This is a genomic window from Enterobacter cloacae complex sp. HYC003_NIDB, from assembly GCF_056673375.1.
Window position 1 is genome coordinate 3,796,430 of sequence record NZ_CP114220.1, and the last position, 17,645, is coordinate 3,814,074.

Sequence of the window (17,645 nt, forward strand, 5' to 3'; positions counted from 1 at the left end):
AACACTCACCCAAAGTGATCGTACCCTTTCCAGTCAAGCGTAACCGGGGCGCCGTCGCGGACAAACAGCAACCCTTCACTTTCCGGCATTACCTGCCCGATGCAGGTAAATTTCGCCCCCAGATGCGCTAGCGCCACATCCAGCGTCCCGCGATTCAGCTCAGGCACGGTGAAGCACAGCTCATAATCTTCTCCACCGGATAACGCCCAGCGCAGCGCCTGTTCAGGTTCGACATGGCGAAGCAGTTGCTCCGACAGCGGGAACAGATCCAGGTCAACGCGTGCGCCCACGCCGCTGGCCTTCAGGATATGGCCGAGATCGGAGATCAGCCCGTCAGACAAATCGATAGCCGAACTGGCCCGCTCGCGCAGCGCCTGACCGTGCAGAATACGCGGCGTTGGCCGCAGATGGCGCTTCACCAGATACGCCGCATCGTCAGCATCTTCAACCGTTAAACGGTTCTGAAGGATGGCCAGCCCTGCCGCGCTGTCGCCCGGCGTACCGGTCACGTAGATCCAGTCACCTGGCTTTGCACCCGAGCGCTTCAGCGCGCGCCCGGCAGGCACATAGCCGTGGATTGCCAGGGTCATGGACAGCGGACCGGCGGTGGTATCACCGCCAATCAGCTGCATATCGTAATAATTCAGCTGTTCAAACAGGGCATCGCTGAAGGCTTCAAGCCAGGCTTCATCCACCTCCGGCAGGGTCAGAGCCAGCGTCAGCCAGGCCGGGTCGGCGCCCATTGCCGCCAGATCGCTGACGTTCACCGCCAGCGCTTTATACGCCAGATCGGCAGGATCGATATCCGGCAGGAAATGACGCCCACACACTAAGGTGTCGGTGCTGATTGCCAGCGTCTGTTTTTCGGGAATATTGAGAAGTGCGCAGTCATCGCCAATGCCGGTTTCAACATCAAGACGAGAGGTTCTGACACGGTCGAAATAACGGGCAATCAGGGAGAATTCGCCGCATGCCATACGTTATGCCTCAGCAAATTAAATAAAAAACCGGAGCCGCACTGCCAAAAAGGCAATGCAAGACTCCGGTTTGCGGATCACTTTTTGTGGGGACGGATCGCAGGTGCGGCTTTATCCAGCACGCCGTTAACAAACTTGTGGCTGTCTTCAGCGCCGAAGGTTTTCGCCAGTTCGATCGCTTCGTTGATAGCCACTTTGTACGGCACATCATCACGTTTAGACAGCTCAAACAGCGCGATACGCAACACTGCTTTTTCGACCTGGCCCAGCTCTTCGAGCAGACGGGACAGGTATGGCTTCATCAGACCATCGAGATACGCGCTATTAGTCGCCACTCCCGACAGCAGTTCACGGAAGTACAGAACGTCAACGTCTTTCACGTCCTGTTCTGACAGGAACTGGTATTCAACATCAGCGATGTCGTTCTGGGACAACTGCCAGGAGTAAAGTGCCTGGACGGCACATTCACGGGCGCGGCGACGAGCAGCAGGTTTCACGGAATTCCCCTTACAAAAAAATCAGGCCTTGATGGCTTTCAATACATTGATCATTTCAAGCGCGGTCAGTGCAGCTTCTGCACCTTTGTTACCGGCTTTAGTGCCAGCACGTTCGATGGCTTGTTCAATACTTTCGGTGGTCAGCACGCCGAACGCGACAGGGATTTCAGCATCCTGTGCAACGTGTGCCAGACCGTTGCTTGCACCGCCCGCAACGTATTCGAAGTGCGCAGTGCCGCCACGAATAACGGTACCCAGCGCAATCACCGCGTCGTATTTACCGGTTTTCGCCAGCGCGCCCGCTGCCAGTGGCAGTTCGTAAGCACCTGGTACCCAAACGACGGTAATGTTGTCATCTTTAACCTGGCCGATACGTTTCAGGGCGTCAACCGCACCTTCCAGCAGGCTATCGTTGATGAAGTTGTTGAAACGCGCAATGGTGATGGCGACGCGAGCGTCCGGGGTAGCTACAGCAGCTTCAATAATGTTCATACTCTTCCTTTACGGGTTCATTTGGCCCCGCAGGGGGGCGGATTTTATCATAATACTTTGCGCACTGCTTCCCTATTTCAGGAGCAATTACGCTGTCGTTAAATGGAGGCAGACATCCGGGCCTACCGGACGAATCTCGCTGAATGAGAGTTGCGGCGCATCGGCCAGTTTTTCAAGGCCGGGCAGCACAAACAGGCCGCGCGCGTCATTACCTAACAGTTTAGGCGCAACGTAGACGAGAAGCTCATCCACCAGCCCCGCCTGAAGCAGTGCGCCGGCGAGCGTCGGACCGGCTTCAACCCAGATGCTGTTGACCTGCTGTTTGCCGAGCAACATCATCAGCACCACGAGATCGAGATGCCCGTTATGTTCCGGCACCATAATGCTGCGCACGCCTTCCGGCCACTCGCGCGTATCTTCTTTGGTGCGGGCAATCCAGGTTTCACCCGGCTGCTGCACGATGCGGTGCTCCGGCGTCACGCGGTTCTGGCTATCAACAATAATGCGCAGCGGCTGACGCAGGTTCTCCTGCGGATAGAGCGCCTGCGTATCCGCATTCAGCTCTTCCCAGCGCACGGTCATGGCCGGATCGTCAGCCAGTACCGTTTCACTGCTGGTGAGAATAGCATGGCTTTGCGCGCGCAGACGTTGCACATCGCGCCTTGCCTGCGGCGAGGTGATCCACTGGCTCTCGCCGTTCGCCATCGCCGTGCGGCCATCCAGTGACGCGCCAAGCTTAAGCTGGATAAACGGGAAGCCGGTGCGCATACGCTTCAGGAAGCCTTTGTTGATGTTTTCGGCATCCTGCATCATCAGGCCGTGGCTAACGTCGATGCCTTCCTGTTGCAGACGATACAGCCCGCGGCCCGCCACCTGCGGATTAGGATCCTGCATGGCGGCGACAACGCGCGAGACGCCCGCCGCAATCAGCGCCTCACAGCACGGCGGCGTACGTCCGTGATGGCTGCATGGCTCCAGCGTCACATAGGCCGTCGCGCCACGCGCTTTCTCACCCGCCATGCGCAGGGCATGCACTTCAGCATGCGGCTCGCCTGCGCGGTAGTGAAAACCTTCCCCCACGATCTCGCCATCTTTAACAATGACGCACCCGACATTGGGGTTAGGGTGAGTGGTAAACCGACCGCGCTGCGCCAGCTTCATGGCGCGCGCCATGTACATCTCATCGTGCATGGGCTTAATCCTGTAAGCGGGCGATCTCTTCGCCAAACTCTTTAATGTCTTCGAAGCTGCGGTAAACGGAGGCAAAGCGGATATAGGCGACTTTATCGAGCTTCTTCAGCTGTTCCATCACCAGATTGCCGATCATTTTGCTCGGCACTTCGCGCTCGCCTAACCCCCGCAGATAAGATTTAATATGGTTTAACGCCATTTCGACGTCATCGGAGCTGACGGGCCGTTTTTCCAGCGCCTTGAGCATCCCGCTACGCAGTTTCTCTTCATTGAACGGTTCGCGCACATCGTTACTTTTTACCACGCGCGGCATTACCAGCTCTGCCACTTCAAAGGTGGTAAAACGCTCGTTGCACACCAGACACTGCCGACGACGACGCACGGAAGACCCTTCGCCTACAAGACGCGAGTCGATGACTTTGGTATCCACAGCGGAGCAAAATGGGCAATGCATACGATGTCCCTGTTATCTGGTTAACTGATTTCTATTTTACCCTGAACTGGCCCGACAACAAAGGAAGAGCTTTTTGAGACAAAGGATCTATGCCTGACGGCACTATCCTGTCTACCATTGCAGCAATCTGTGATTTCAAGGAATTAAACGCAATGACAAGACGTTACCTGAAAATAGTGCTGGTGGGGAGCCTGTTCACGCTCAGCGCCTGCGCACAGCAAAGCGAAGTCCGTGAGATGAAACAAAGCGTGAATACGCTTAACGTGGCGATGGACAAACTTAACAAAGAAACCGTGAAGATCACCCAGCAGAACGCGCTGAATGCCAAATCCAGCAATGGCGTTTATTTATTGCCAGGTGCAAACACGCCCGCGCGTCTGAACAGCCAGATTGGCATGCTAAAGATGTCTGTGGTGAATGTTGCAGCGAATGCCGATGGTACTCGCGCAACATTACGCATTCAGGGTGAGTCCAACGATCCGCTTCCCGCGTTCAGCGGCACCGTAGAGTGGGGCCAGATTCAGGGCACCACGGAGAGCTATCAGGAAGTGAACGTGAAGAATCAGCTCTTCACCGCCCCCGCCAGCACGCTGGCGCCGAGCGATGTTGATATCCCGCTCCAGCTGAGCGGACTGAGCCCAGAACAGCTGGGCTTTATCCGTATTCACGACATTCAACCCGCCGCGCAATAACCCGCCCTTCTAGCGGAGTGAAATGTCACTCCGCTAACATTTACATTTCGTATGGATTGGCAACATAAATGATTGCCGCTACAATCCCGCCCGTCTAAAGTACGCAAACGTGAACGCAATCGATTACGTATGTGAGAGATATGTGAAACAACACATATTTTTGTGAGCAAGGATTTCTATAATAGGCTCCGCAGAAATACGAAATATTTAGAAACGCAATTCGCGCATTTTTCACTCCCGGAAGGGAATTTCAATCAGTGGCATGATTATGAAAAAAACATTATTCGCAGCCGGTGCAGTTCTGGCACTCTCCACCTCTTTCACTGTTAACGCAGCGGAAAACGACAAACCACAATACCTTTCCGACTGGTGGCATCAGAGCGTTAACGTTGTAGGCAGCTACCATACCCGTTTCGGACCGCAGATCCGTAACGATACCTACCTCGAGTACGAAGCATTCGCTAAAAAAGACTGGTTTGATTTCTATGGCTACATGGACGCACCGGTATTCTTCGGCGGTAACACCGACGCGAAAGGTATCTGGAACCACGGTTCCCCACTGTTCATGGAGATCGAACCCCGCTTCTCCATTGATAAACTGACCGGTACCAGTCTGGCGTTTGGTCCGTTCAAAGAGTGGTATTTCGCAAACAACTACATCTACGACATGGGTCGCAACAAGTCCGGTCGCCAGAGCACCTGGTACATGGGTCTGGGTACAGACATTGAGACTGGCCTGCCGATGAGCCTGTCCATGAACGTCTACGCAAAATACCAGTGGCAGAACTACGGCGCCGCGAACGAGAACGAGTGGGACGGCTACCGTTTCAAAGTGAAATACTTCGTGCCAATTACCCAACTGTGGGGCGGCAACCTGAGCTATATCGGCTTCACCAACTTTGACTGGGGTTCAGACCTGGGCGATAACGATTTCCGCGACCTGAACGGCAGAAAAGCGCGCACTAACGACTCCATCGCGTCCAGCCACATCCTGGCGCTGAACTACGATCACTGGCACTACTCTGTTGTTGCGCGTTACTGGCACAACGGTGGCCAGTGGAACGACGACGCCAGCCTGAACTTTGGCAACGGCGACTTCAGCGTTCGCTCTACCGGTTGGGGTGGTTACCTGGTCGTGGGTTACAACTTCTAATCAGTGCGGATTCCGCCCGGTGGCGCTACGCTTACCGGGCCTACGATCCGAATGTAGGCCGGGTAAGGCGTAGCCGCCCCCGGCTTTTTACTGCCTCACCTTGCGCAAAAAATCTGCCAATGACCTGTCCGCACTTTCGCTAAACCGCCTCTCCGTCTGCACAATATTGAGGCATCGGTCGAGCCGGAAACAGCGATATTCATCGCGCCGTTCACACCACGCCGCCAGCAGCCAGCGCTCTCCCCAGAAGAACAAGCCCAGCGGCTGAACCTCGCGCTTTGAGAGCTGCCCAGCCTCATCACGATAATGCAGTGCCAGCACGCGCTGGGCGGAAATCGCCTGATGGATCACGTCGAAACCACTACGGGAATGGGGCTGAAGGGCAATATCCGGCGCATATATACGCGTCTGCTCCGCCTTGCGTCGGCTCTCTTCTGGCAGGATCGCCAGCACTTTTTCCTGGGCCGACTCCAGCTCGCGCGACAGCGATTCCCCGCCCCAGGTTTTGAGCAGGCGAATCGCCACCATCAGCGCCTCGGACTCTTTGTTGGTCAGCATCAGCGGGGGTAAATCAAAACCCGACATCAGCCGATATCCGCTTCCCGCCTCGCCTTCCACCGGCACGCCGGAAAGCGACAGGTCGCGGATATCGCGGTACACCGTGCGCTCGGACACGCCAAGCCTTTCCGCCAGATGCGCTGCCGTTGTCAGACGCCTGCCCCGAAGGATCTGCACAATCTGGAACAAACGGTCAGCGCGTCGGGTCATCGGTTTACTCTCATACCGGTTGATGGAGGCCGACGCGATTACCTTCGCTGTCGGTAAACAGGGCTATAGTGCCAATGCCTTGCGGCAGTTCCAGCGGGCCAAACACGCACTCACCGCCCGCAGAAGCAATACGATCGAGCGTGGCCGCCAGATTGTCAGTATGCAGGTAGATAATAGCGCCCTGCGAAGACGGTGTAACGCCGTCAAATTTCGCCAGCGCGCCGCCGGTGGCCGGATCCTCGTGCGGGAAAATCGCCAGATCAGCCACGTCCATCTTCTCGCGCCGCAGCGCGACCTGCATCACCGACTCATAAAATTTGATGGCGCGATCCATATCGGCGACCGGAATTTCAAACCAGTTAATAACACTTTTCATACGTCCTCCTGCCTGTTGTTAGGGTTCAGAAGGAGTCTACGACAGGGCTCCTGACAGCATACTGTCAGGAGTGTTTGTGAGATGCAGACAAAAAAAATCCCGGCCAACAGGCCGGGATTTCGATACTACATAAGACTCTTACGGCAGAATGGACGGCTGATCCGCCCCTTCTTTCTCGACTTTCTGCTGGATCAGATGCTCGCGCTTCATGCCCAGCTTCAGCGCCAGTGCGGACGCGACGTAGATAGACGAGGCCGTACCGATAGACACACCGATCAGCATGGTCAGCGAGAAGCCTTCCAGCACCGGGCCACCGAACAGGAACAGCATCAGGATCACCATCAGGGTGGTGCCGGAGGTGATCAACGTACGGTGCAACGTCTGGGTCAACGACACGTTAAAGATTTCGTACGGCGTGCCGCGACGGATCTTACGGAAGTTTTCACGAATACGGTCAGATACCACGATACTGTCGTTCAGTGAGTAACCGATAACGGACATCAGGGATGCCACAATCGTCAGGTCAATCTCAATGTGGAACAGAGACAGTATGCCCATGGTGATCACCACGTCGTGCGCCAGGGCGATAACCACGCCTGCCGCCAGTCGCCACTCAAAGCGGAAACCGACGTAAATCAGGATCGAGATCAGCGCCACCAGCAGCGCCATCGCACCGGTCTGCGCCAGGTCAGCACCAACGCTCGGGCCGACAAACTCAATACGCTTAACCGTTGCATCCTGGCTGGTCGTTTCGTTAATAACCTGGACGACCTTGCTGCCCAGCTCCTGGCTGCCGTTGGCATCGTGTACCGGCGGCATACGCACCATGATGTCGCGGCTGCTGCCGAAGTTCTGTAGCAGCGGCTCTTCAAAGCCCGCTTTTTGCAGAGACTCACGCATCTGGTCCATATCGACCGGTTTTTCCAGGGTAATTTCGATCACCGTACCACCGGTGAAATCCAGACCCCAGTTAAAGCCTTTCACGCCCATAATGACGATGGACAAGATCAGCAGAAAACCTGAAATGCCGAAGGCCCAGTAGTCCCAGCGCATAAAGTCCCAGACTTTACGGCCGTGGTTCAATTGTTCAACAGTATATTCCTGTGCCACAACGCACTCCTCAGATAGACAGCTTTTTGACGCGCTTGCCGCCGTACAGCAGGTTCACGATGGCACGGGTGCCGACAATAGCGGTAAACATCGACGTTGCGACACCGATACCGGTAGTAATCGCAAAGCCTTTGATCGCGCCAGTACCCACTGCATACAGGATAAGAACCTTAATCAGTGTTGTTACGTTCGCATCGAAGATGGAGCTGAACGCTCCTTTGTAGCCTTCTTCAATCGCCTGCTGTACAGAACGACCGTTGCTCAGCTCTTCTTTGATACGTTCGTTTATCAGTACGTTGGCGTCGACCGCCACCGCAAGGGTTAAGACGATACCCGCAATCCCCGGCATGGTCAGCGTCGCCCCCGGCAGCAGAGACATAATACCGATGATCAGCACCAGGTTGGCAATCAGCGCGGAGGTCGCAATCAGGCCGAACTTCTTATAGAAGAAGATCATGAAGATGATGGACACCGCCAGACCGGCCAGACACGCTTCCAGACCCTGTTTGATGTTCTGCATACCCAGGGTTGGACCGATGGTACGTTCTTCAACAATCTGAATTGGCGCAATCAGCGCACCGGCACGCAGCAGCAGAGAGAGCTGACGCGCTTCGTTCGGGTTGCTGATACCGGTAATACGGAAGCTGTTACCCAGACGAGACTGGATGTTGGCGATGTTAATCACCTCTTCCTCTTTCACCAGCACGGCACGGCCATTGGCGTCTTTCTTACCGCTGTCTTTGTACTCCACGAACAGGGTCGCCATCGGCTTGCCGATGTTGTCCTTGGTGAAGTTAGACATGATGTTGCCACCTGCGCTATCCAGCGAGATGTTAACCTGCGGCTGGTTGTACTCATCCTGGCTTGAAGTGGAGTCGGTGATGTGGTCACCGGTCAGGATCACGCGTTTGTACAGCACAACAGGCTGGCCTTCGCGGGTCTGTTTCACTTCGGAATCGCCCGGTACACGGCCTGAAGCCGCAGCAGCCTGGTCGACATTGGAGTTAACCAGACGGAACTCCAGGGTCGCCGTCGCGCCCAGAATCTCTTTCGCACGGGCGGTATCCTGGATACCCGGCAGTTCGACCACGATACGGTCAGCACCCTGACGCTGTACCAGTGGCTCAGCCACGCCCAGCTGGTTTACACGATTACGCAGAATGTTAATGTTCTGCTGAACGGCGTATTCACGAGCTTCACTCAGACGCGCGTCGGTCATTACCGCACGCAGCTGGTTGCTGCCCTGAGAGGTGATCACCAGATCGCGGTGGCGCTGAGACAGATAGGTCACAGCCTGATCGCGTGCCGCGCTGTCGCGGAACGTGATGCTCAAGCCGTAGTTATCTTCTTTACGTACGGTGGTGTACGGAATGCCCTTATCGCGCAGATCGCTGCGCAGGCTGTCGATATTCTGTTCCTGTAGCTTGCCGAGCGCGGTATCCATATCCACTTCCATCAGGAAGTGAACGCCGCCACGCAGGTCAAGACCCAGTTTCATTGGCTCTGCGTTCAGCGCAGCCAGCCAGCGTGGGGTTGCAGGAGCAAGGTTAAGCGCCACGACATATTTATCACCCAGCACGCCCATCAGCGCTTCACGTGCGCGGAGCTGCGTGTCGGTGGTGTCGAAGCGAGCAAGAATTGCGCCCTCTTCCAGTGCCACAGACTTAGCGGTAATTTTTTCTTCTTGTAACGTTTTCTGGACCTGGATCAGCGTTTGCTCACTGGCGGCGACACCGCGCGCGCCAGTGATTTGAACGGCCGGATCCTCACCATACAGGTTGGGAAGCGCGTACAGCAGGCCGACGATAATCACGACGACCAGCATGATGTACTTCCACAAAGGATAACGGTTTAACACGGCAGTTCCCTTTGGGAAAAGTTGGGATTACAGCGCCTTCATGGTGCCTTTCGGCAGAACGGCAGCTACGAAGTCACGTTTGATAACCACTTCAGTGGTGTCGTTGAGGGCGATAGCAATGTAGCCGTTTTCCGCTACTTTGGTTACGCGACCCACCAGGCCACCATTGGTCAGGACTTCATCGCCCTTCGCGATGGAGTTCATCAGGTTTTTGTGCTCTTTAGTACGCTTCTGCTGTGGACGCAGGATCATGAAGTAGAAGATCAGACCGAACACAACCAGCATCAGAATCAGAGACATCGGGCTGCCCTGCGCTGGTGCACCCGTTGCTGCTACCGCATCAGAAATAAAAAAGCTCATTCAAATTCCCTCATTATTAAAATTAATCAACGTTCAACGGTGGAACATCCCGCCCCTGACGTTGGTAGAAATCGGTCACGAAGCTCTCTAATTTACCCTCTTCGATAGCCTTACGTAAACCAGCCATTAAGCGCTGATAATAACGAAGATTATGAATGGTATTGAGACGCGCCCCCAAAATCTCGTTGCAACGATCGAGATGATGCAGATACGCGCGAGAATAATTGCGACAGGTATAGCAATCGCACTCGGAATCGAGCGGGCTGGTGTCACTCTTATGCTTCGCGTTACGGATTTTCACCACGCCATCGGTAACGAACAGATGACCGTTACGCGCATTTCGGGTTGGCATAACGCAGTCGAACATATCAATGCCGCGACGTACGCCTTCCACCAGATCTTCTGGTTTACCCACACCCATCAGGTATCGTGGTTTATCCGCCGGGATTTGCGGGCAGACATGCTCCAGAATGCGGTGCATATCTTCCTTCGGCTCACCCACAGCCAAACCGCCGACAGCGTAGCCATCAAAGCCTATCTCTACCAGACCTTTAACCGAGATATCGCGTAAATCTTCGTAAACGCTGCCCTGAATAATGCCGAACAGCGCATTTTTGTTCTGCAGGGCGTCAAAACGGTCGCGGCTACGCTTCGCCCAACGCAGAGACATCTCCATAGAGCGTTTCGCGTAGTCCCAGTCGGCCGGGTAAGGCGTACATTCGTCGAAGATCATCACGATGTCAGAGCCGAGATCGTACTGAATCTCCATCGATTTTTCCGGATCGAGGAAGATTGGATCGCCGTTGATCGGGTTACGGAAGTGTACGCCCTGCTCGGTGATCTTACGGATATCGCCCAGGCTGAACACCTGGAAACCGCCGGAGTCGGTGAGGATCGGGCCTTTCCACTGCATGAAATCGTGCAGGTCGCCGTGGAGCTTCATGATCTCCTGGCCCGGACGCAGCCACAGGTGGAAGGTGTTGCCGAGGATAATCTGTGCGCCAGTGGCTTCAACTTCTTCCGGCGTCATTCCTTTTACGGTGCCGTACGTGCCCACAGGCATAAACGCGGGGGTTTCTACCACGCCGCGATCAAACACCAGACGACCGCGACGCGCGCGGCCATCGGTGGTATCGAGTTCAAATTTCATTTTTTCTCCGACGTCAGAAAAACAGTCCAACGTTGTAATACGGTGCCGCGGACTTATTCCCCGACACGCTCATTCAAAGCCTGCGGATTGTACGTGATAAACATCGCGTCACCGTAGCTAAAAAAGCGATATTTTTGTTCTACCGCAGACTTGTAGGCGTTCATCGTATGCTGATACCCCGCAAACGCGGAAACCAGCATAATCAACGTCGATTCAGGCAGATGGAAGTTGGTCACCAGCGCATCAATGACTTTGTACTCATAGCCCGGGTAGATAAAGATCTGCGTATCGCCAAAGAACGGCTCAATCAGCTCGCTTTTCGCGGCCTGCGCAGCGCTCTCAAGGGAACGTACCGACGTTGTACCGACGGCCACGACGCGATTACCGCGCGCTTTCGCCGCCAGCACCGCATCCACAACCTCCTGTGGCACTTCGGCATACTCAGAGTGCATGATGTGGTCTTCGATGCTGTCCACGCGCACCGGCTGGAAGGTGCCTGCACCAACGTGCAGCGTCACGAACGCCATCTCAATGCCCTTGGCGCGCAGCTTTTCCAGCAGCGGTTCATCAAAGTGCAGGCCCGCCGTTGGCGCCGCCACCGCGCCAGGCTTCTGGCTGTAGACAGTCTGATACAGCTCGCGGTCGGCCTCTTCGTCCGGGCGCTCAATATACGGCGGCAGCGGCATGTGGCCGATGGCGTTGAGGATATCGAGCACCGTGCGCTCGTCGTTGAATTCCACTTCAAATAGCGCATCGTGACGCGCGGTCATGGTCGCTTTGATGCTCTCGTCATCCCCCAGCAGCAGTTCAGCGCCCGGCTTCGGCGCTTTAGAGGCGCGAATATGTGCCAGAATACGTTTATCATCGAGCATACGTTCGACCAGCACCTCAATCTTACCGCCGCTGGCTTTACGGCCAAACAGACGCGCCGGGATCACGCGGGTATTGTTAAAGACCAGCAGATCGCCAGGGTTGAGCTTGTCGAGCAGATCGGTGAAAGTACCGTGCGTCAGCGCGCCCGTTGGCCCGTCCAGTGACAGCAAGCGACAGCTGCTACGCTCAGGCATGGGGTAGTGAGCAATCAGGGATTCAGGTAGTTCAAAGGAGAAATCGGCGACGCGCATGACGTATACTCGTGACTTAAAAACAGGCGGCATAGTCTAGTGCTCACACCCTTTTGCTGCAACAACTAGCCGCCACCGGACAACGAAAACGCATGAATTTTCTCGCTCACCTGCATCTCGCTCATCTCGCGGACAGCTCCCTCTCCGGCAATTTGCTGGCCGATTTTGTACGCGGCAACCCCGCGGAAGCGTACTCCCCTGAGGTTGTCGACGGGATTTTTATGCACCGCCGCATCGACGTGCTGACCGATAACCTGCCGGAAGTGACGGAAGCCAAAGCCTGGTTCCGCCCCGAAACCCGACGCGTGGCGCCGATCACGCTCGACGTCATGTGGGATCATTTCCTGTCGCGCCACTGGTCCCGGCTGTCGCCTGATATGTCGCTGCCTGAGTTTGTGCGCTACGCCCACGCGCAGGTGTCGATCATTTTGCCGGACTCCCCGCCGCGCTTTGTGAATCTGAATAACTATCTCTGGTCTGAACGCTGGCTGGAGCGATACCGCGAGATGGATTTCATTCAGAACGTCCTGAACGGCATGGCGAGCCGTCGACCGCGTCTGGACGCGCTGCGCGACTCATGGCATGACCTGGATGAACATTATGATGCGCTGGAAACCCGCTTCTGGCAGTTCTACCCGCGTATGATGACGCAGGCGAAAAATAAAGAACTGTGAAGTCGGTTCGATTGATAGGTAAAAGCTGGTGGAACGATTGTTACCACCTCTTTGTCTTATTCCCGTACTGCCTCTATACTGGCCCGCGTTGCGTTCCAAATAACCTTAGTATCTACAGGAGAATCATATGGTTCTGGTAACTCGTCCGGCTCCGGATTTTACAGCTGCCGCCGTTCTGGGCAATGGTGAAATCGTTGAAAACTTCAACTTCAAACAGCACACCAACGGTAAAGCGACCGTTCTGTTCTTCTGGCCAATGGACTTCACTTTCGTTTGCCCGTCTGAGCTGATCGCGTTCGACAAACGTTACGAAGAATTCCAGAAGCGTGGCGTGGAAGTGGTTGGCGTCTCCTTCGACTCTGAATTTGTACACAACGCATGGCGTAACACCCCTGTCGAAAACGGCGGCATCGGTGCAGTGAAATACGCGATGGTTGCGGACATCAAACGCGAAATCCAGCAGGCTTACGGTATCGAACATCCGGACGCTGGCGTTGCACTGCGTGGTTCTTTCCTGATCGACGCGAACGGCATCGTTCGTCACCAGGTTGTGAACGATCTGCCGCTGGGTCGTAACATCGACGAAATGCTGCGCATGGTTGACGCGCTCCAGTTCCACGAAGAGCACGGTGAAGTGTGCCCGGCTCAGTGGGAAAAAGGTAAAGAAGGTATGGCGGCTTCCCCAGACGGCGTAGCTAAATACCTGTCTGAGAACGTATCCAGCCTGTAATCGGCACGGTTTACCAAAAAACCCGCGAATACGCGGGTTTTTTTATGGCTTATGCTGCGCCGTCTTTTTTTACCTCGCGCCAGATGCGCCATGCCATACCCGCAAGCACCATCACCCCCGCAATCAGTACGCCCCAGACCATCAGCGTTTTCATTCTGCTTTCCTGCTCAGCCGCAGACGTCGCGGTTAAACGCGCCTCGCCACCCAGCGGGACAGGTTCCAGCGTATCCGCCATCGGCAGGGCTGCCAGATCGTAGGTTTTACGCAGTTCGGTCGGGATCAGCATATCCGTCTCCACGCTCGCCGGTTTCGCAGCCCCGTTCCCCCACGCGAGAAGGTACGGCCCCTTCCCCTGCGCGTTAAACACCAGATCGTAGCGCACGCGTTGCCCGGTCACGCCAGGCAGGTTCTCAGGCAAACGCGCATTGAGGGTCTTGATTTTTACCGCCTCGACCAGCCCGCCAGGGAGCGGAACAGGTTCAGACGTTTTGCCGCCGAGCTGGTAGATCACCTCTTTTTTCAGCGTATGCCACCGATCCTTATCCGCCTCCCGCCAGGCTATTTCTGCCGGGAGAACACCGTCGCCATTCAGCATGAAGCCGATCGCACTCAGAGGCTGCGGATGTTTCCAGCGCCACACGGCTTCGCTTTCGGATAACCGCTCCCCCTCTCCCGCCAGGCTAATGTGCTCAGATTCCGGCTGTTCAGTCGCGTTAATCGCGTTGACGCCGGTTAACGTCAGGGCAGAACGCCCCGTGTTCAGCACCAGCAGCAGATAACGATTCGCCTCAGGCGATAACACCAGATCGGTATCGATGCGGTCGAGCTTCAGGCGATCCTGTCCACTCATCACGTCCAGCAGGGGCATCTCTTCGCGCAGGGTATACCAGTTTTTCAGATCCTCGCTGTAATAGACCGATGCCGTCCCCTGCCACGAGCCCTGCGGCGTGTCCCAGAAAAGCTGGAGCTGAGAGAGCGGAACCTCCGTCGCGTTTTCCGGCAGGGTCAGCAGATAGTGCTGTCCGGCAGCCGCCGCGTGTTGCCCTTCCAGCACAATTTCCACGCCGTTTCTGGCCCGTAGCATAATTTTATCGCCGCTGTCCTCTTCTCCGCCCGGCGAGGCGTTAAGCGCAAAGAGGCGCAGCGCCGTGGTGGTCGGTGCCGGCTGCGGACGCGTCGTGGTAACCAGGCTGAACGGTACCGGCTCGCCCGACTGATTAAACACGCGCACGTCGCGCAGATCGGGCGATGTGCTCTGCTGATAAACCGCCAGCGGCAGCATGACCCGATACCACGGCGAAGAGGCAGAGGTATCAAGGGACAGGCCATAGGCATAATCCCGCGGGGATTCCGCTGGCGCGCCCTCGCTGAATGCCGGACCGGCCACGGCCAGCAGTGCCGCACAAACAACCGCGTTCATCCATTTCATTTTTCTTCTCCTGCCTTAGGCGGTAGCGGCGAGAAATAGCCCACAATCAGGACCAGGATCGCCACGCCAATAAACGCGACGGCGCGCGCCAGGCCGCCACCGCCCGCGCTGTCCACCAGCATCAGTTTGAGCATGACCACCCCCAGTAGCGCCGCACCGCCAAGCCACTGCTGACGGGAGGCGTGACGGGTGGCGCGGATCATGACCACCAGCGCGCACAACATCCAGAACAGGGCAAAGGTGGTCTGGATAAGCCGCGAATGCCACAACGACTCCCAATTCCAGGCCACCTCGCCGTACCACGCCAGCGCGCGCAGCAATGCGCCGTTAAGCCACCAGAAACCCAGGGCCATCAGCACAACGGCGGGCCACGGACGGGACTGCGCAAACGATGCCGGATAGTAGCGATCCACTTCCCGATAAAACACCACCAGCCCCAGCAGCGCGAACGCCGCCCCTTCCTCAAGCGGGTTCACCAGCGGCAGCCATGTCTGTTGATAGACCACACCGTCCTGCAAATTGGTCACGACCAGCAATACCACCAGCGCCACAACCACAGGGATCGCGGCAAGGCAGGCGTAGAGCGCAGGCCATACCCGGAACGGCCACCCGCGACGCCGTACGGCCGCGGAGAGCGCCATAATCACCCCACCGCCAACAGCCATCGCAATGCCGCTTCCCCAGGCCGCCATGCCCCACGGCAGGGAGCGGGCAAACCAGTAAAGCTCGGCGGCTATGGCGAGTAAAATCATCCACACCAGCGACAGATGCAGCCCCATTGAGATGCGCGGCAGAAGTTTATCTTCGTCGCGCCGCAGCAGCATCAGGGCGGCAGGCAGCGCAATAGCCCAGGCCAGATTTGCCCAGCCGGCCGCCAGGATTTGCTGTTGCCAGATCTGATACAGCACCATCAGCAGCATCACCGGCCACAGCAGCCATTTGCTGGCATCCAGCTCCCGCCACGCCAGACGAGCGGCAGCCTGCCGCCATCCCCAGGCCGACGCCGCCGTCAGCGCCATTACGCCTGCCAGGACCGATAACTCCTGCTTCAGGAACAGCTGCGACGCGCCCAGCAGCGCCACTAACCAGAACAGCAGCCCACCGGCCAGCAATGCCCAACTGCCCGGCTGTGCGATTTTCTGCCACAGCCAGGCCGCAGCCAGCCAGCAAAGACTGAGCACTGCGAAAATAAGCAGCAGGCTCAACGAGGTGACGCCGTCCATTTGCGCCCATATCGCGCTGCCGAGCGCCAGCACCAGCAGCGCCGTCCCGCTATAGCTCATGCGCCGCTGCTGCTGTTGCACGCCCAGCCAGAGAATACCCAGCCCTTCCAGCGCCCAGGCCATCGCCGTCCAGCGCGCTGAAAGCGCCAGCGGAATGGCAAGCGTGGCAAACCCGCCGCCGATCGCCAGCGCCGCCATAACCAGTGGCCGCCCGACAGACGGATAGCGTCGCAGTGCGAGAAACGCCAGTGAGAGATAAAACGCACCATAGCCCAGCGCGCTGAGCGCCGGGCCGTACGTCCAGTGAGACGTCATGCCATACTGCATCCCAAAACCAATCAGCGGCGGAGCAAACAGCAGTGCGCCGTCAATAATCTGTTTGCCTTTTTCCTGCGCCCGCAGCGACAGCGCCACGCTAAACACGCCAAAAATAAGCGTATTGGCAATCAGGAACAGCTGACAGATAGCATAGTCTTCAGGCTGGTAGTCGCTCAGCCCCCATACCCCGCCAACGCCAAACGTGAAGAGCAGCCCGAGCAGGTTGAGCTCGCGCCAGTGCTGCCAGATGCTGATGGCGAGAATGCCGATGGAAAGCAGGAGATAGAAGGAGAACAGCGCCACAAAGCTGCCGCCTCCGGTAGACAACAGCAGCGGCGCAAGGTATCCGCCGAGGCTCGCCAGCATGGCAAGGCTCAGCGCCTTTTGCAGCACGGCCAGCCCGACGCTCGCCGCGCAAATCACCACCAGCAGCGCAAACGCCAGCGTCATCGGCAGCATTTGCCACAGCCGGAATGCGCCAAAGACGGTTAGATAAAGCACGCCGGTCGCCCCGCCCTGGAGGATCAGCGCGTAGATCCGCTGCCTGTGCCGCAGCCGCCATCCAACGGCCAGCAGAACCATGGCAAACAGCGCCGTGGCGGCAAGACGCAGCTCAAGCGGAAACAGTGAATGTTCAACGGTATAGCGCAGCAGGAAAGAGAGGCCGAGGAAGAGCAGTACAATCCCCAGTTTTGCCAGCGGATTGCCCTGCATAAACCAGCGCGTCAGCGAGGACAGGATGCCGCCAAAGGCGGAAGGCCGTTTTGCCGCCGGTACAAGCGCTGGTTCTGCTTCAGTGACGGGCGGTTCGGGACGCCAGGGATCGACAGGTGCGGTAACGGCTTCTGCCACCGACGCTGGCGTCTCCACCGGCGCGGCGGTCTGCACCGGCTCCGGCGCTTTCTCAGTGACACCGCGCTGCTCAAGCGCCTCAATGCGCTGGCGAAGCCGGGCGATCTCCTGCCGCGCCGCCGTGCTTCGGTTAAAACCTATCACCGCGAGCACGGGTGCCACGACCAGCGCAAAAACCAGGAACAAACAGCCAAGGATGTAAAGCTCGTCCATGTTT

Annotated in this window: 18 protein-coding genes; 4 read left to right on the forward strand and 14 right to left on the reverse strand. The window is 57.0% G+C overall.

Annotated features, from left to right (window positions below):
• Positions 1–5: 5 nt before the first annotated feature.
• The 5 genes from thiL to nrdR form a co-directional block, all read right to left on the reverse strand.
• Positions 6–977 (reverse strand): thiamine-phosphate kinase, encoded by a 972-nt coding sequence (thiL, locus tag O1722_RS18255; RefSeq protein ID WP_023296013.1) that lies wholly within the window; start codon positions 975–977, stop codon positions 6–8.
• 77 nt (positions 978–1,054) lie between these two features.
• On the reverse strand, positions 1,055–1,474 hold the full coding sequence (gene nusB / locus O1722_RS18260) for a transcription antitermination factor NusB (RefSeq protein WP_006809908.1): 420 nt from the start codon (positions 1,472–1,474) through the stop codon (positions 1,055–1,057).
• Between the two features lie 21 nt (positions 1,475–1,495).
• Entirely contained in the window at positions 1,496–1,966 is a 471-nt protein-coding gene (gene ribH, locus O1722_RS18265; protein WP_003859098.1) for a 6,7-dimethyl-8-ribityllumazine synthase, read from the reverse strand.
• An 87-nt stretch (positions 1,967–2,053) separates the two neighbouring features.
• Entirely contained in the window at positions 2,054–3,157 is a 1,104-nt protein-coding gene (gene ribD, locus O1722_RS18270) for a bifunctional diaminohydroxyphosphoribosylaminopyrimidine deaminase/5-amino-6-(5-phosphoribosylamino)uracil reductase RibD (RefSeq protein ID WP_017383169.1), read from the reverse strand.
• Positions 3,158–3,161: 4 nt separating this feature from the next.
• Positions 3,162–3,611, reverse strand: coding sequence for a transcriptional regulator NrdR (nrdR, locus tag O1722_RS18275; RefSeq protein WP_003859099.1), 450 nt, complete (start codon positions 3,609–3,611; stop codon positions 3,162–3,164).
• 152 nt (positions 3,612–3,763) lie between these two features.
• Here nrdR and O1722_RS18280 point away from each other — a divergent pair, with 152 nt between their 5' ends.
• A complete protein-coding gene (locus tag O1722_RS18280; protein WP_080296603.1) occupies positions 3,764–4,303 on the forward strand; it encodes a SadB/YajI family lipoprotein in 540 nt (179 codons plus the stop codon).
• Between the two features lie 268 nt (positions 4,304–4,571).
• Positions 4,572–5,456 (forward strand): nucleoside-specific channel-forming protein Tsx, encoded by an 885-nt coding sequence (locus O1722_RS18285; protein ID WP_032670818.1) that lies wholly within the window; start codon positions 4,572–4,574, stop codon positions 5,454–5,456.
• A gap of 87 nt (positions 5,457–5,543) precedes the next feature.
• Here O1722_RS18285 and O1722_RS18290 read toward each other — a convergent pair whose 3' ends face one another.
• The 7 genes from O1722_RS18290 to queA form a co-directional block, all read right to left on the reverse strand.
• A complete protein-coding gene (locus O1722_RS18290; protein ID WP_033486689.1) occupies positions 5,544–6,224 on the reverse strand; it encodes a helix-turn-helix transcriptional regulator in 681 nt (226 codons plus the stop codon).
• Between the two features lie 10 nt (positions 6,225–6,234).
• Entirely contained in the window at positions 6,235–6,600 is a 366-nt protein-coding gene (locus tag O1722_RS18295; RefSeq protein WP_017383165.1) for a VOC family protein, read from the reverse strand.
• Positions 6,601–6,738: 138 nt separating this feature from the next.
• The gene (secF, locus tag O1722_RS18300) at positions 6,739–7,710 is read right to left on the reverse strand and encodes a protein translocase subunit SecF (RefSeq protein ID WP_003859105.1); all 972 of its coding nucleotides are present in this window, start codon (positions 7,708–7,710) and stop codon (positions 6,739–6,741) included.
• A 10-nt stretch (positions 7,711–7,720) separates the two neighbouring features.
• Positions 7,721–9,568, reverse strand: a complete 1,848-nt coding sequence (secD, locus tag O1722_RS18305; RefSeq protein ID WP_017383164.1) for a protein translocase subunit SecD — start codon at positions 9,566–9,568, stop codon at positions 7,721–7,723.
• 27 nt (positions 9,569–9,595) lie between these two features.
• Positions 9,596–9,928: a preprotein translocase subunit YajC gene (yajC, locus tag O1722_RS18310; RefSeq protein ID WP_003859109.1), complete on the reverse strand. Its 333-nt coding sequence runs from the start codon at positions 9,926–9,928 to the stop codon at positions 9,596–9,598.
• Positions 9,929–9,950: 22 nt separating this feature from the next.
• On the reverse strand, positions 9,951–11,078 hold the full coding sequence (gene tgt / locus O1722_RS18315; RefSeq protein WP_015571303.1) for a tRNA guanosine(34) transglycosylase Tgt: 1,128 nt from the start codon (positions 11,076–11,078) through the stop codon (positions 9,951–9,953).
• Positions 11,079–11,131: 53 nt separating this feature from the next.
• Complete coding sequence (gene queA / locus O1722_RS18320) at positions 11,132–12,202, reverse strand: tRNA preQ1(34) S-adenosylmethionine ribosyltransferase-isomerase QueA (RefSeq protein ID WP_033486690.1); 1,071 nt, start codon at positions 12,200–12,202, stop codon at positions 11,132–11,134.
• 92 nt (positions 12,203–12,294) lie between these two features.
• On the opposite strand from queA, the gene acpH reads away from it, so the two are divergent.
• Together acpH and O1722_RS18330 are read left to right on the forward strand one after the other, a co-directional pair.
• The gene (acpH, locus tag O1722_RS18325) at positions 12,295–12,876 is read left to right on the forward strand and encodes an ACP phosphodiesterase (RefSeq protein ID WP_015571305.1); all 582 of its coding nucleotides are present in this window, start codon (positions 12,295–12,297) and stop codon (positions 12,874–12,876) included.
• A gap of 127 nt (positions 12,877–13,003) precedes the next feature.
• On the forward strand, positions 13,004–13,606 hold the full coding sequence (locus O1722_RS18330) for a peroxiredoxin C (RefSeq protein WP_003859113.1): 603 nt from the start codon (positions 13,004–13,006) through the stop codon (positions 13,604–13,606).
• A gap of 49 nt (positions 13,607–13,655) precedes the next feature.
• On the opposite strand, the gene O1722_RS18335 is transcribed toward O1722_RS18330, so the two are convergent.
• Entirely contained in the window at positions 13,656–15,035 is a 1,380-nt protein-coding gene (locus O1722_RS18335) for a DUF3999 domain-containing protein (protein ID WP_033486692.1), read from the reverse strand.
• On the reverse strand, positions 15,032–17,641 hold the full coding sequence (locus O1722_RS18340; protein ID WP_033486693.1) for a DUF2339 domain-containing protein: 2,610 nt from the start codon (positions 17,639–17,641) through the stop codon (positions 15,032–15,034). Before O1722_RS18340 ends, O1722_RS18335 begins: the two co-directional genes overlap by 4 nt.
• Between the last annotated feature and the right edge of the window lie 4 nt (positions 17,642–17,645).

Bases quoted from the DNA above. Each gene is read 5' to 3' on its own strand.
- O1722_RS18330 (WP_003859113.1), top strand. From the start codon at position 13,004: ATGGTTCTGGTAACTCGTCCGGCTCCGGATTTTACAGCTGCCGCCGTT.
- ribD (WP_017383169.1), bottom strand. From the start codon at position 3,157: ATGCACGATGAGATGTACATGGCGCGCGCCATGAAGCTGGCGCAGCGC.
- queA (WP_033486690.1), bottom strand. From the start codon at position 12,202: ATGCGCGTCGCCGATTTCTCCTTTGAACTACCTGAATCCCTGATTGCT.
- O1722_RS18285 (WP_032670818.1), top strand. From the start codon at position 4,572: ATGAAAAAAACATTATTCGCAGCCGGTGCAGTTCTGGCACTCTCCACC.
- ribH (WP_003859098.1), bottom strand. From the start codon at position 1,966: ATGAACATTATTGAAGCTGCTGTAGCTACCCCGGACGCTCGCGTCGCC.
- O1722_RS18290 (WP_033486689.1), bottom strand. From the start codon at position 6,224: ATGACCCGACGCGCTGACCGTTTGTTCCAGATTGTGCAGATCCTTCGG.
- tgt (WP_015571303.1), bottom strand. From the start codon at position 11,078: ATGAAATTTGAACTCGATACCACCGATGGCCGCGCGCGTCGCGGTCGT.
- nrdR (WP_003859099.1), bottom strand. From the start codon at position 3,611: ATGCATTGCCCATTTTGCTCCGCTGTGGATACCAAAGTCATCGACTCG.
- thiL (WP_023296013.1), bottom strand. From the start codon at position 977: ATGGCATGCGGCGAATTCTCCCTGATTGCCCGTTATTTCGACCGTGTC.
- O1722_RS18340 (WP_033486693.1), bottom strand. From the start codon at position 17,641: ATGGACGAGCTTTACATCCTTGGCTGTTTGTTCCTGGTTTTTGCGCTG.
- O1722_RS18295 (WP_017383165.1), bottom strand. From the start codon at position 6,600: ATGAAAAGTGTTATTAACTGGTTTGAAATTCCGGTCGCCGATATGGAT.
- O1722_RS18335 (WP_033486692.1), bottom strand. From the start codon at position 15,035: ATGAAATGGATGAACGCGGTTGTTTGTGCGGCACTGCTGGCCGTGGCC.
- yajC (WP_003859109.1), bottom strand. From the start codon at position 9,928: ATGAGCTTTTTTATTTCTGATGCGGTAGCAGCAACGGGTGCACCAGCG.
- acpH (WP_015571305.1), top strand. From the start codon at position 12,295: ATGAATTTTCTCGCTCACCTGCATCTCGCTCATCTCGCGGACAGCTCC.
- O1722_RS18280 (WP_080296603.1), top strand. From the start codon at position 3,764: ATGACAAGACGTTACCTGAAAATAGTGCTGGTGGGGAGCCTGTTCACG.